The organism is Idiomarina aquatica (assembly GCF_004362895.1).
Taxonomy (GTDB): domain Bacteria; phylum Pseudomonadota; class Gammaproteobacteria; order Enterobacterales; family Alteromonadaceae; genus Idiomarina.
Genome location: NZ_SNXI01000009.1, coordinates 80253 through 93818, shown reverse-complemented (window position 1 = coordinate 93818; position 13566 = coordinate 80253). Strand labels below are relative to the sequence as shown.

At 47.2% G+C, this 13566-nt stretch carries 11 protein-coding genes and 1 tRNA gene; 5 read left to right on the top strand and 7 right to left on the bottom strand.

The genetic code is table 11. The annotated features are described in order from the left end of the window. The first annotated feature begins 103 nt into the window (after nt 1–103). From DEU29_RS08340 to DEU29_RS08320, 5 genes are all read left to right on the top strand, one after another. Nucleotides 104–526: an SLATT domain-containing protein gene (locus DEU29_RS08340; protein WP_133539902.1), complete on the top strand. Its 423-nt coding sequence runs from the start codon at nt 104–106 to the stop codon at nt 524–526. After that, the gene (locus tag DEU29_RS08335) at nt 520–1110 is read left to right on the top strand and encodes a DUF6933 domain-containing protein (protein ID WP_133539901.1); all 591 of its coding nucleotides are present in this window, start codon (nt 520–522) and stop codon (nt 1108–1110) included. The genes DEU29_RS08340 and DEU29_RS08335 overlap by 7 nt, the downstream gene beginning before the upstream one ends. 98 nt (nt 1111–1208) lie before the next feature. Further along, nucleotides 1209–2174, top strand: a complete 966-nt coding sequence (locus tag DEU29_RS08330; RefSeq protein WP_053954624.1) for an Abi family protein — start codon at nt 1209–1211, stop codon at nt 2172–2174. A 128-nt stretch (nt 2175–2302) separates the two neighbouring features. Next, nucleotides 2303–5473, top strand: a complete 3171-nt coding sequence (locus tag DEU29_RS08325) for a type I restriction endonuclease subunit R (protein ID WP_133539900.1) — start codon at nt 2303–2305, stop codon at nt 5471–5473. A gap of 243 nt (nt 5474–5716) precedes the next feature. Further along, nucleotides 5717–5968 (top strand): helix-turn-helix transcriptional regulator, encoded by a 252-nt coding sequence (locus tag DEU29_RS08320; protein WP_133539899.1) that lies wholly within the window; start codon nt 5717–5719, stop codon nt 5966–5968. An 87-nt stretch (nt 5969–6055) separates the two neighbouring features. Here the strand turns inward: DEU29_RS08320 and DEU29_RS08315 are convergent. The 7 genes from DEU29_RS08315 to DEU29_RS08285 all read right to left on the bottom strand — a co-directional run bounded on the left by DEU29_RS08315 (nt 6056) and on the right by DEU29_RS08285 (nt 13380). Further along, nucleotides 6056–6131, bottom strand: a tRNA-Ile gene (locus DEU29_RS08315). Nucleotides 6132–6177: 46 nt separating this feature from the next. Then, a complete protein-coding gene (locus DEU29_RS08310) occupies nt 6178–7587 on the bottom strand; it encodes a hypothetical protein (RefSeq protein WP_133539898.1) in 1410 nt (469 codons plus the stop codon). A 71-nt stretch (nt 7588–7658) separates the two neighbouring features. Then, nucleotides 7659–8435 carry an amidohydrolase family protein gene (locus DEU29_RS08305; protein WP_133539897.1) on the bottom strand — a complete coding sequence of 259 codons (777 nt, stop codon included), beginning with the start codon at nt 8433–8435 and terminating at the stop codon, nt 7659–7661. Between the two features lie 71 nt (nt 8436–8506). Then, nucleotides 8507–10333 carry an RNA polymerase sigma factor RpoD gene (rpoD, locus tag DEU29_RS08300; protein WP_133539896.1) on the bottom strand — a complete coding sequence of 609 codons (1827 nt, stop codon included), beginning with the start codon at nt 10331–10333 and terminating at the stop codon, nt 8507–8509. A gap of 102 nt (nt 10334–10435) precedes the next feature. After that, on the bottom strand, nt 10436–12184 hold the full coding sequence (dnaG, locus tag DEU29_RS08295) for a DNA primase (RefSeq protein WP_133539895.1): 1749 nt from the start codon (nt 12182–12184) through the stop codon (nt 10436–10438). Nucleotides 12185–12346: 162 nt separating this feature from the next. Next, on the bottom strand, nt 12347–12562 hold the full coding sequence (gene rpsU, locus DEU29_RS08290; protein WP_006954239.1) for a 30S ribosomal protein S21: 216 nt from the start codon (nt 12560–12562) through the stop codon (nt 12347–12349). 86 nt (nt 12563–12648) lie between these two features. Continuing rightward, entirely contained in the window at nt 12649–13380 is a 732-nt protein-coding gene (locus DEU29_RS08285; RefSeq protein ID WP_133539894.1) for a PilZ domain-containing protein, read from the bottom strand. Between the last annotated feature and the right edge of the window lie 186 nt (nt 13381–13566).

Here is a 13566-nt window from a genome sequence, read left to right as displayed (position 1 = left end):
TCGGCAATCCGAACAGTGATTTCGGAAAAAGGCTAAAAGTGATCGGATAAAACCGAAACAGGTGATCGGTTTAAACCGAAATGGGTGATCGGATTGAACCGAAATGAGTGTTCGGATTCATCCGAAACATGCAGTACTAGCAGAATACAAAAGTTACGGTACATTTGCCGCTGTTTTTATATCTACAATACTACTTGTTCTGAACTCTTACACCAAGGATTATGACCTTGGGGAAATTGCCCAAAAACATCGACAAGCTGGAGCTGATTTATGGGTAATTCGTGAAAATTATCTCTCTCTATTAACGGACTTGAAAATGGATGCTGACACAGCACATGAAATCCGACGTCGGCGAGATGAGCTAATTGAAAAGTTACACGCTGTATATACTGGAAGCCCGATCACCAATTACCGTGCTTATACCAAGGCCCAAAAAGCATTAAAGAAGCTTGAAGACATGACTTTTGCCGAGGCCGAAATTGACGCTTTTCTACCCAAAGAGTTGAAACAAAAAAATACATGCTAAAACTCCACCCCACCCGCAAGCTCTTCGACAAACTAACGCTCACCAGCGACGGTGCACTGCCGGTCACTCCAATGAGCAAGTGGCTGTATGAAAAGCCGAGCCTTGATATCAATCCTTTGAGCGGATGGCATGGTCACCTGGTTACGCTGCAACGAAGAAACTGCGTATTAATGGCGCATGACAGCACACGCTTCCCGCTGGTGTTGCCGGCGCTGACTAAGCCGGACTTCGCTGAGCTGAACGACCGCTTTGTCGATACCTTTATGAATACCCTGCTTAAATGCGGCGCTAATGAGGTTCACCTTGAAACTGCGGATAAATACCTGCGCCCATTACAAATCGATAGTGACTGTAGCCGATCCGTTCAGGGCACGCTAAACCGCATGAAAGACGAGTTTGAACATCAGCTTTATTACGACCGGCTGAATATAGCCGACATGACCGGCTATAACGCCGGTGCCTGGCTCGCCGACACGCCACGCTCAGTAAAAGGTCAAAAGACGGTGCTATGGCCAAAAGATGCTATGCTGACTCTGCTGGAGCGATTGGCTAAGTCCCCCGCAGATAATCAGGACATTCGGTAATTATGAACACTCGCAATCAACCATCCGGAAATTCCGGATGGTTAGTAAAAGCGCGTTGAAGCAGTCATTGGATATAATGAACTCAAGAGATAATTAATATGCCTCGGCAACAAAAACCCTGGATATCATTAGGTCAGCAGTTAGAATTGCTAACCGACCGTGGTATGACAATTGATGAACCTGAAATAGCAAGAAGTTACTTGGAAAAGCTGGGTTACTACCGGCTAAGTGGGTATTGGTACCCCTTTCGCAAAATATCAACGCACTTCAACCAAGAATTGGATATACCTATCCGTTATGATGAGTTTATTAATGGCTCGCACTTTCGGGATATTGTTGATTTATATATTTTCGATAAGCGACTCCGGCTTCATGCGCTAGATGCCTTAGAACGAATAGAAATGGCAGTACGAGTCGACATTGCTCACTTACTAGGCGAAATAGACTGTTATGCGCATGAGAACCCAAAATGCTTGCATGGCCGCTTTAGTAAACAGGCTAAAAAGAAAGGGCCTGCAAAAGGTAAAACGGAGCACCAAGTCTGGTTAGAAAAGTACGAAAGAGCCATATGGCGAGCTAGACGAGAGCCATTTATTGAACACTACAAAAAGAACTATGAAGGAATACCAATTTGGGTTGCTATTGAAGTGTGGGACTTCGGCATGATGTCGATGCTTTACTCAGGCATGAAGGTACAGCATCAAGATAAAATAGCTGAGAAGTATGGTGCTCCCAGTGGCCATGATTTTAGTAAATGGTTAAGAAGTTTAAACTTTATACGTAATGTTTGCGCTCACCACAGTAGGCTTTGGAACATCAACGTTCTCGAGCGAGCTCCCGTTCCTCATTACGAACATTGGCAAAAGATAAATAACTCACGCCCATTCTTCTACTTTTGCCTTATGCAAAAATTACTCGCAGTAATAAGTCCTAATTCGACATGGAATAAGCGATTTGACACTATTGTTGAAAGCTTCCCCGAACCGGAAAATAACGCAATAAAAATTAGCGAGTTTGGGGTGGTTGATAACTGGGAGTCTTGGCCAGTGTGGGGCCTGAAATGAGAGCCGACGCGTACACAACAAAGTTGCGAAGAGGCGCCGGGCGTATTACGGGTTAGTATAAACAAGATGTTTTACCTGTCAATTACTTTAAGGTAATTTAGGCAAAGTACAATTAAAGGACTAATGGAATGACCGAAGACCAGTTAGAACAACAATGCCTGGAATGGTTTGCCGAGGATGGCTGGGAAATTGCCCATGGTCCTGATATTGCCCATGACGGCCCCTACCCGGAACGGGTCGATTATAAGCAAATTCTGTTGTTCGCTGATCTTGAAGCCGCTTTACGTCGCATTAACCCGCACCTACCCGACAGCGCCATCGAGCAAGTTGTTGCGGTTGTCCGCAAACCCGACAGCCTAGACTGTGTTGTTAACAACCGTGAGTTTCATCGGTTGCTTATTGACGGCGTACCGGTTGAATACAAAAAGCAGGATAAGGTCATTCATGACCGCGCGTTTTTAATGGATTTTGGCGACCTGGAAGCCAATCGCTTCCGAGCCATTAATCAATTTACTATTGAAGGTTCAAAGCAACTGCGTCGGCCGGACATTATCTGTTTTATTAACGGCTTACCGGTCGCTGTTATCGAGCTTAAAAGCCCGAGCGCCGAAAACGTCAGTATTTGGGACGCGTTTAACCAGATACAAACCTATAAAGACGAGATCCCAGACTTATTTGCCTACAACGAAGCCTTGGTTATCAGTGATGGTTACAATGCCAGAGTCGGCTCGTTAACCGCTAATCAAGAGCGCTTTATGCCATGGCGCACCGTCAACCACGAAGACGATAAGCCTTTGCTGGAATGGCGCATGGAAACCATGGTTCGCGGCTTTTTTAAACGTGAGCTGTTGTTAGATTACATTCGCTATTTTGTGATTTTTGAAAACGACGCTGACAACCTCATTAAGAAAATAGCGGGTTACCATCAATTTCATGCAGTACGCGAAGCCGTTCGTGCCACCGTTGTTGCAGCAGCGCAGCAAAGCCTGGATGAAGTTGCGGAGAAGCGCGCAACCTACGCGGATGACGTTGTACCTGGCAGCAAAAAAGCTGGTGTTGTCTGGCACACACAAGGCTCAGGCAAGAGCATTTCAATGTGTTGTTACGCCGGAAAATTACTGCAACAACCGCAAATGAATAACCCGACGTTGATTGTCGTTACCGACCGCAATGACTTAGACGGTCAGTTGTTTGCAACCTTCAGTGCCGCTAAGGATCTGCTCAAACAAGAGCCGGTGCAGGCAGATAATCGGGACAAACTTCGACAGTTGTTAGCCGAGCGCGAGTCCGGCGGAATTATTTTCACCACGGTACAAAAGTTCGCGTTACTGGAAGATGAAAACGGCCACCCCATTTTAAACGACCGCCACAACATTGTAGTGATTTCGGACGAGGCACACCGTAGCCAGTACGGTTTAAAAGCCACGTTGAAAAAGGACGGAAAATATAAGTTTGGCTACGCAAAGCACATGCGCGACGCCTTACCCAACGCCTCGTTCATTGGCTTTACCGGCACACCCATTGCCAGCGAAGACAAAGACACCCGCGCCGTTTTCGGTAGCTATGTGTCTATTTATGACATTCAGGACGCGGTGGACGACGGCGCTACGGTCCCCATTTATTACGAATCACGCCTTGCCAAGTTGGACATCAATCAGGATGTTATCGAAGAGCTCTCCGAGCAGGTCGATGAGGTAGTCGAAGACGAAGAAGATGTCGGCGCTCGAGAGAAAACCAAAAGCGAATGGAGCCGCTTAGAAAAGTTAGTAGGCTCTGGCCCTCGTTTGGCGCAAGTAGCTGAAGATCTGATTAACCACTACGAAACCCGCGCAAAAAGCATTGAAGGCAAAGCCATGATTGTGGCGATGAGCCGCGATATTTGTGCGCATCTGTACAACGAAATTGTGAAGTTACGCCCTGACTGGCACGACCCTGACCCTGAAAAAGGCGCGATTAAAATCGTCATGACCGGCTCTGCGTCAGACAAGCCGTTGTTGCAGCCACACATCTACAATAAGCAAACCAAAAAGCGGCTGGAGAAGCGCTTTAAAGACATTAACGATCCGCTGAAACTCGTCATTGTGCGTGATATGTGGCTGACCGGATTCGATGCGCCTTGTTGCCATACAATGTACGTCGATAAGCCAATGAAAGGGCACAACTTGATGCAGGCCATTGCACGGGTAAACCGCGTATTTAAGAACAAACCCGGTGGCTTGGTGGTTGATTACATCGGTATTGCTAACGAGCTGAAACAAGCGCTTAAAACCTACACCGACTCGCAAGGTAAAGGGCAACCGACACACAGCGCCGAGGAAGCTTTTGCAATGCTCCTGGAAAAGCTGGATGTCATTCATGGCATGTTTGCCAAAGGTCCGAACGCGGACGGTTTTGATTACACCAATCATAATGGTAAGAGCTACGAAGACGACCCAAACCAATTGCTGCTGGCAACGGCGAACTATGTACTCAGTCTGGAAGATGGCAAGAAACGCTTTCTGGACACAGTGCTAGCCATGAATAAGGCATTTTCATTGTGCAGCACGCTGGACGAAGCGCAGAAATATCAAAAAGAAGTGGCGTTCTTGACGTCGGTAAAAACCGCCATTACTAAGTTCACCAGTGTCGATAAAAAGCTCACGCAGGAAGAAAAAAACTCAGCGTTGAAGCAGATTTTAGACAATGCCGTTCGAGCGGAAGGTGTGTCCGATGTCTTTGCCATGTGCGGGCTGGACAAGCCCAACATCGGTCTATTGTCTGAGGAGTTTTTGGAAGATGTGCGGCAGATGCCTTACAAAAACTTTGCCGTAGAGCTGCTTGAGAAGCTGCTTAAAGACGATATTAAGGCCAAGACACGTAACAACGTGGTACAAGAGAAAAAGTACGCTGAGCGCCTGCAAGAGACATTGCGAAAATACAACAACCGCGGCATTGAAACGGCTCAAGTTATCGAAGAGCTCATCGCCATGGCCAAGCAATTTCAGGAAGAGCTGGCTCGTGACGAAGCCCTGGGTCTAAACCCCGATGAAATTGCCTTCTACGACGCCCTCGCCGAAAACGAAAGCGCTGTTCGCGAACTGGGCGACGACACACTGAAGAAGATTGCCGTCGAAATTACGGACAAACTACGAAAATCCACCACGGTAGACTGGCAAGTCAGGGAAAGTGTCCGGGCAAAACTTCGAATTCTTGTACGCAGAACCTTGCGCCGATACAAGTACCCACCCGACCGCGCACCAGCAGCCGTCGAGTTGATTTTAAAACAGGCGGAAGTGCTTTCTAGTCGTTGGACTGGGTGACTTCAAAACTTAAAATCATAGTCGGTCGCTTTTTACTGTAAATAAGACGGCGGCTACTCTATTTAAGAATCCCAACATCCGCTAGCTAAAATACTCATTTTTTTCTAATACATCATAATATTTTGACGCAAAAAACCGGCCTAAAAGTCGAATTTTAGAGCCCACCAAAACCCCCTCTCTAACTTCTTAACTTTTGCAAGTCACTCACACACAATGGGCTCATCTTAACGACGGAGAAACACGATGTACCAAGAACCGAGCCCTGAAAATCGATCAGAGATTTTAAAACGTTATAACCAAACCGAGCGCATGTTGCGTAGTTGCGAAGTACTGGACATGCTGGCGGTTAGTAGAACAAGCTGGTGGCGTTACGAGCAAGCAAACCTCGTGCCGCCTGCCCGTACCCTCGGTGGCTTAAAGTACTGGCGTTTATCGTCAATCCTGTATTTTATTGAGAACATGCCTGCGAGCCGATCTGAATCATGTGCAGCGTAAAACACAGGGCCATTGCTAAGGTATACCCTAAGGTAACCCCAAGCGGAATTCGGCAAAACACAAAATGACCTAAGTCATTGATAAGAGTGGTGGCCCCTCGCAGATTTGAACTGCGGACCAATCGATTATGAGTCGACTGCTCTGACCACTGAGCTAAGGGGCCTTATTCGGAAGGATTGCTATAAAGCGGCGCAAATTATACGAACTTTTTACTCGCTTGTCATGGGTATCTGCAAGATAAATCGAGAGTTTTCGCCATCAGATTCGTAACTCACGGTTGCGTGAATGATCGCAAGCGTGTCGCGCACCAGTTTTAGCCCCTGGCCGTAGGCTTCGGGTAAAACATCATCGTCGCGGAATACGCGCCGTTCCTGTTGTGCGGATAAGCCGTTATGTTCATCGATGACTTCAACGGTAATGGTTTTATCATCGGTGCTACCAGCCTTTATCAATATCTCGCCGCGATCGGGGCCGAAGGTGGCTGCGTGGCCTATTAGTGTATCCAGCGCGAACCGTATTAGTAAAAGATGGCTGTGCAGCGCAAGTTGTTCTGTGCACACCGCGGTAATGGTTTGGGTATCTTTTGCCGTGTGGTCTTGATGGTAATTGGCAATATGATCCAGCCAGTCGGCCAGATTTTCACGTTCGTAGCCCTGCGAACTTGGTGCCGCCAAATCTAAGTTCTCGTAGCACACAACTAAGGTGTTAATCCGGTCCAGTTCAGCGGCAACATGGTTCAGTTGGTCAATACGCTGTTGTTCTGTCGATAACGCCAGGAAGTTGTTTTTTGTTTGCTCCAGCCGTTTGCTCAGTTCTTTGGCGAATGAGGCTGCAATACGCGCCACAGCCGAAAGGTCAGAAGTACGTGCTAACTTAGCCTCCAGCGCAGCAATTGTTTGTTCTAAATTTATATTCTTTTGACGCGCCTGATACAACAGCATTAACAGCGGTTGTACTTCGTTAATATTCGACGTGACAGGCACAGGTTGGGTCTCGTCATCCCCCTGCTTTACTAATTTGTCACGCTCTAGATACCAACGCCGCTCAAACGCTAGCGACTTCAAATACATAACAACCCCGCCGATGGCGAGTAATGCGAACAAAATGACATTAGTAATGGTGCTGGCCGTCGGCACCAAACTACTGCGCTGTATTAACCACGCACTGAGTCCCTCATGGGTCGTTATCGGGCAGGCAACCGCAAGAACTGCCATATTATTGTCCCGCTGTACCGATTCAACCAGCCCGCCTTGTTCAATAGCACGCAATGAGAGTGCAGCCAGCAAGGTGCGCTCTGTTTCCGGCGTGTCTCTTTTTATATCGCTACCGCGATAGGACGGGAAGGTATAACCAAAAAAGCCACTGTCTAAATGCCACAGACCGCCCTCAATTCCTTCTTGGCTGGACAAGACGCGTGTTAACTGTTGTTGGAACAGTTCTGGGTTATTAACCCGGGTCTGGGTTTCTTCTTCATTGGGGAAAAGCTGTTGAATCTCTGACTGTATTGCCCCACAGGTTTCAAACAGGTGCAGTTGACGATTATCGACTGTTTGCTGTGCTGATTGTGACAAAGCAAAGCTAAAACCAATAACCGCAATGGCGACAAAAGCTATCGCCATCCAGCGGTTATACTTGGAATGATTAGAAAGTGAGTACACCCAATACCACGCTTGTCTCGTGAATAAACTAACTAAGGTAGCTTATAAAACTCTCGCGCATTTTGATAGAAAACTTTATCAACGGCTTGTTCGTCATCAAGCGCTGCCACCATGGTATCGATGTCACTGGGTTCAAACGACCGGTTACTGCGAGTTCCCGGTAAATCAGTGCCAAACATCAGGCAATCCGGATTAGCCTTGTATAAGGTCTTCATCGCGTCGGTAATATTAACTTCGGTACGTCCGAATCCACTGGCTTTGATTTTCACACCAGCTTCTGCCAGCCGGCGGACTTGTGACAAACCTGACTTTGCCATACCCAGGTGATCCACGCTAAGTTTAGGTAGCTTCAACAAAGTTGGCACCATGTCATCCAGCTCTCGACTGTCGACATAAATTTCCAGGTGCCAGCCAGCCAGATCCCAAATACGTTTACCAAAGTCGACAATACCTTCGATGTCGCGGTGAACACCACGCTTTAGGTTGACTCGTACACCACGAATACGGTGTTCATTGAGCTGCTGAATTTTTTCATCGCTAACACTACCGGGTAACTGAGTTACGCCGACAAAGTTATCACCGAGATTTTCCAGCGCCGCTTTTAAGTAACGCTGCTCAAATCCCTGAAACGAGCCCGACACGATAACGCCGCCCTCGACAGGCATGCCGGTAACTAACTTGCGGTAGTCGTCGATGTAAAAAGGCTCTGGGATATGCCCTTGGTTTTCAATCAACGGAAACTGTTCATCGTATATATGCAGGTGTGAATCAATAATCCGTTTTGGCCAATTGTTGCGGCTATTTCCCATAGTGCCTCCTGACATTGCAATCGAATCGTGGTCAGGTTAACGCACCTGACCTCATAACGTAAGCCTTATCTTTACTCGTCCAGGAACGACTTAAGCTGTTCAGAACGGCTAGGGTGACGAAGCTTACGTAATGCTTTGGCTTCAATTTGACGAATTCGTTCCCGAGTTACATCAAACTGCTTACCCACTTCTTCCAATGTATGGTCGGTATTCATATCAATACCAAAACGCATACGCAAAACTTTCGCTTCACGCGCAGTTAAACCACCGAGTACTTCACGCACCGAATTGCGCAGGCTTTCGGAGGTGGCTGAATCAATCGGTAGGTCCAGCGTGTTATCTTCAATAAAGTCGCCCAGATGCGAATCTTCGTCATCGCCAATCGGCGTTTCCATCGAGATCGGTTCTTTTGCGATCTTAAGCACTTTACGAATTTTGTCTTCCGGCATCATCATGCGTTCAGCAAGCTCTTCCGGTAACGGCTCACGTCCCATTTCTTGCAACATTTGGCGTGAGATACGGTTTAATTTATTGATCGTCTCGATCATATGCACCGGTATACGAATGGTCCGCGCCTGATCCGCAATCGAACGCGTAATCGCCTGCCGTATCCACCAGGTCGCATAGGTAGAGAATTTGTAGCCACGACGGTATTCAAACTTATCTACCGCTTTCATCAAGCCGATGTTACCTTCCTGGATCAGATCCAGGAACTGCAATCCGCGGTTGGTGTACTTTTTGGCTATTGAGATAACCAAACGCAGGTTGGCTTCGACCATTTCTTTCTTGGCTCGACGTGCTTTCGCTTCGCCAATCGACATGCGGCGATTGATGTCTTTTACCTTGGCAATCGTCAACCCGGTTTCGCGTTCAACTTCGAGTAATTTACCGACGCTGCGCTCAATGTCAGCACGGATTTCCTTAAGGCCGTCAGCGTAATTTTCCCCTGAAGCAATGTGCTCATCGACCCAGGCCATAGAGTTCTCATTACCTGAAAACGCCTTCATAAACGCGCGTTTAGGCATTCCGCCTTGCTCAACGCTGGCCTTCATCACCAGGCGTTCCTGCACCCGCACTCGATGCATCATGTCGCGCATGTCTTTTACCAGGCGGTCAAATTGCTTGGGCACAAGACGGAACTGTTTAAACAGGTCGCTAAGTTTTTCTATTTCAGCGCGTGCTTTTGCATGTTCGCGCCCATTGTCGATAATCGCTTGGCGGGTTGCTTCGTACTGTTCACGCAGCTCGGTAAATTTAGCACGAGCAAACTCTGGATCGATGCCGGTATCAGTCTCTTCATCGTCTTCATCTTTGTCGTCTTCTTCCTCTAACTCGTCTTCAGACAACTCAGAGCCTACGTGGGTCGCGCTAACCGGCGCCTCATCAACCTCGTCAGGGTCAATAAAACCAACAATAATATCGGTTAAACGCAGTTCTTCCGCCTCGTACGAATCCCACTGATCCAGCAAAAAGTTTATCGCTTCGGGATATTCCGCAACGGAACACTGAACTTGGTTAATACCTTCTTCGATACGCTTGGCGATATCAATTTCGCCCTCACGGGTCAGTAGTTCCACGGTACCCATTTCGCGCATGTACATGCGAACGGGATCCGTTGTTCTGCCGATTTCGCTATCGACAGAAGCAAGTGCCTGGGCTGCTTCTTCTGCGGCATCTTCGTCGGCTGCACTCTCCGCCATCATCAGATCATCGGCATCAGGCGCACTTTCGAATACGCGAATACCCATGTCATTAATCATGCGGATGATGTCTTCTATTTGATCGGAATCAACAATTTCCTGAGGTAAGTGATCATTTACCTCAGCGAATGTCAAAAACCCTTGTTCTTTGCCTTTCGCAATAAGGACTTTAAGTTGCGATTGCCGACTCTGCTGCATACAGATGTTCCACCCAATAACTGACTAAAGATTACTCAAAATGACCAGAAAGTATAACAGATAACTGACTTTTAAACCAGCCAATCACGCATTTCTGACCGTTCAATGCTTTTTACGAAGATGTTGTAACAACATCAAATATTCCTGCTTTTCTGCTTTAGTTAATTGTGTTGTTTGTTCCTTTTTCAATAGGTCATTTGCTCGTTGCTCGACATACTGATCAATCAAATAAATAAAAATATCGTTAAACTCAGCGGCAATTTGTTCCTCATCCAATTGGTGATCCCAACTCGCCAATTTGGTTAACGCACTATAATAATCTGTATCACGCCACTGCTCTAGTAACTGCGCTGTCGTCATAGCCTGCGTTGCGGTCTGCTGGTGTATGGCTGCAAACAAATCTATACCGGCTATTCTCAATTGCGCCAGCTCCGCTCTTACCGGTGCTGTTTGGCCTAAACCCGGATGCTGCAATAACAAGGCAATGGCCTTTCGCAGCGGCGTCATTCGCATTGACTGCGGCATGGCCCGTTGTTGCGCCGGCTTATCCACATAACGCTCTAATTGCGACCGGTCACGGCGTAAAAGCGTTGCCAATTTTTCCATCAGTGATTCACGATAAAAATCGCTGGCAACCCGTTCAATACGTGGCTTAGCTTCATTTAATAATTGAGAACGTCCGGCATCGCTACTTGGATCGATTTCTGCCAATAAATGCTCGAAAAAGCAATCGATGAAAGAACTTGCCTGTTTAAGCTTTTCCTCGAATACCTCTGCACCGTGACGTTGTACCAGCGAATCAGGATCATCGCCGTCGGGCAGAAACAAAAACTTCATGTCGACACCGTCTTTAAGCAACGGTAACGCATTCTCCAACGCCCGCCATGCCGCATCTCTCCCAGCCCGGTCGCCATCGTAGCAACAGACCACGGTTTGCGTTGTACGAAACAATCGCTGTAGTTGCTCGCTGGTGGTTGCCGTACCAAGTGAGGCCACCGCATAATCAACGCCCGCCTCTGCCAGGCTAACGACGTCCATGTAGCCTTCCACGATGACGATTTGCTGTGGTCGTTTATGAGCCTGCTGTAAATGCCAGAAACCATAGAGTTCCTGGCCTTTATGAAACAGTCGGGTTTCCGGTGAGTTAAGGTATTTGGGCCCGTCACTATCAATCACGCGGCCGCCAAAGCCAACAACCCGACCCCGGCGGTCATGGATAGGGAACATAATACGATCACGGAAAAAGTCGTAATGACGGCCGTTATCATTTTTATTAATTAACTTTAATTCAAGTAATTGCTGGCGTTGCTGTGCGGATTGCCCAAACGTAGTTAATATTCCGTCCCACTCGTCGCCGGCGTAGCCTATTTGAAAACGTTTTACCGTTGCGCCGGATAAGCCCCGGTTTTTTAGGTAATTAATGGCTTTATCAGCCTGCGCGTGGTGCTTTAACTGATGCTGAAAATAGCGTGCGGCCTTAGCCATAAGGTCGCTGTCGGCTCGTTGTTGCTGCTGGCGTTGTTGCTGTTGTTGTGGGTTCTGTGTAGCGCTTTCCCGCGGTACTTCAAGCCCCATCATGTTGGCGAGTTCTTCCACCGCATCAGGGAATTCAAGACCATCGTAGTTCATCAGAAAATCAATGGCATTACCGTGTTCGCCGCAACCAAAACAATGATAAAATTGCTTATCCTGACTTACCGTAAACGAGGGTGTTTTCTCGTTGTGGAAGGGACAACAGGCCTGATGATTTTTGCCCGCCTTTTTTAACGTAACCCGGCTGTCGACGACGTCCACAATATCAGCTCTATCCAGCAAATCGTGAATGAAGGATTTTGGGATCAGCCCAGCCATGCAACACCGTACCTTTTAAGTTACCCACATAAAACACAAAAGCCGCGACGGCTTTCCGACACGGCTTTTATAACATGACAATGATTAAGTTTATAAACTCAATGCGTCATTGTTGTTGCGAAAGAATCCGCTCGTTGGGCTCGGTGTTCGAGCACCAATCTATTAATACAAACGAGTACGACGAGCGTTTTCGCGAGCCAGCTTTTTAGCGTGACGCTTAACAGCGGCTGCTTTCTTGCGCTTACGTTCTGCAGTTGGCTTTTCATAATGTTCGCGACGACGAACTTCAGACAGAACGCCTGCTTTTTCACAAGAGCGCTTGAAGCGACGCAGAGCTACGTCAAACGGCTCGTTTTCTTTCACTTTAACGACTGGCATTAAAAAATCACCTCGGATAAATTATCTGTTTTGGTTAAAAATTAACCGTTTCGGGTTCAATTGGTGCTGAATTGTACCGAGTCAGATTACAGTTGTAAAGCCTTATCCGAAATTGATCTTTCTGATCGTTTGCCATCTTTTACCGCAAGAACCGACAACGAATTGAGCAATAAGTTTTGCATCAACTGCACCCGTTGCTCGTCACTTAAATCACATTCCAGACCAATCCGCCATTGCCTTGGCCCTCGTTCTTCGACAAGCTTAACCCGCACCGACAGCGATTCGCATTGGTCATCGGAATACTGAATTCTAAGGTCGAGTTCCCGCCCCAGAAGCTGACTTTCAAAACATGGCAACACGCCTTCGCAGTCAAAGCCAAACCCCTGCGCCGACATGTCGTGTAACATACCATTTAACAACGGCTCAGGTGCCTCGGGCTCTATTAGTTGAGCTCGCACCTCTATTTGCATACGGGGTGTTTTTCGCAGTGCACGGGCTTGCAGGTTTTGTGGGTACGAAATAAACAATAGTTTGTCAGGAAACTGCGTTGCATGAACAATATTGACGTAACCGACAATAACCTCTCCGTTAGCCGATATCGTCCGCATAACTAACTTGTCGCTGTTACGCAGCGCGGGCAGAACATCTTGCCAGCGATATAACGTTGGCACATCAAGGATCAAATAGTCAGGGTAATGTTGCCCGATTAAAGTGAAATGAAAGGTAGCCTCGCGCTCTGCATTGTCGTTAACAACACCCTGAATTTCTACTACCTGGTTGTAGCCAGAGGCGATGAGCTTATCCGCGCTTGTTTTCATATAGTTATTATTATGATGTTTTAATTGATGAATTCAGCATAGCGCATTTTTTTCTGATGTAAAAAGTTAGCTTTAAAAAATAGTTATGACGTTATTTGACGTCAATTTATGACTGCCTATGCTGTGTGTATCACAGTCTTTGTGCGAAATCAGTTTAAATAGGTACACTAAAAATGGATTAAACCT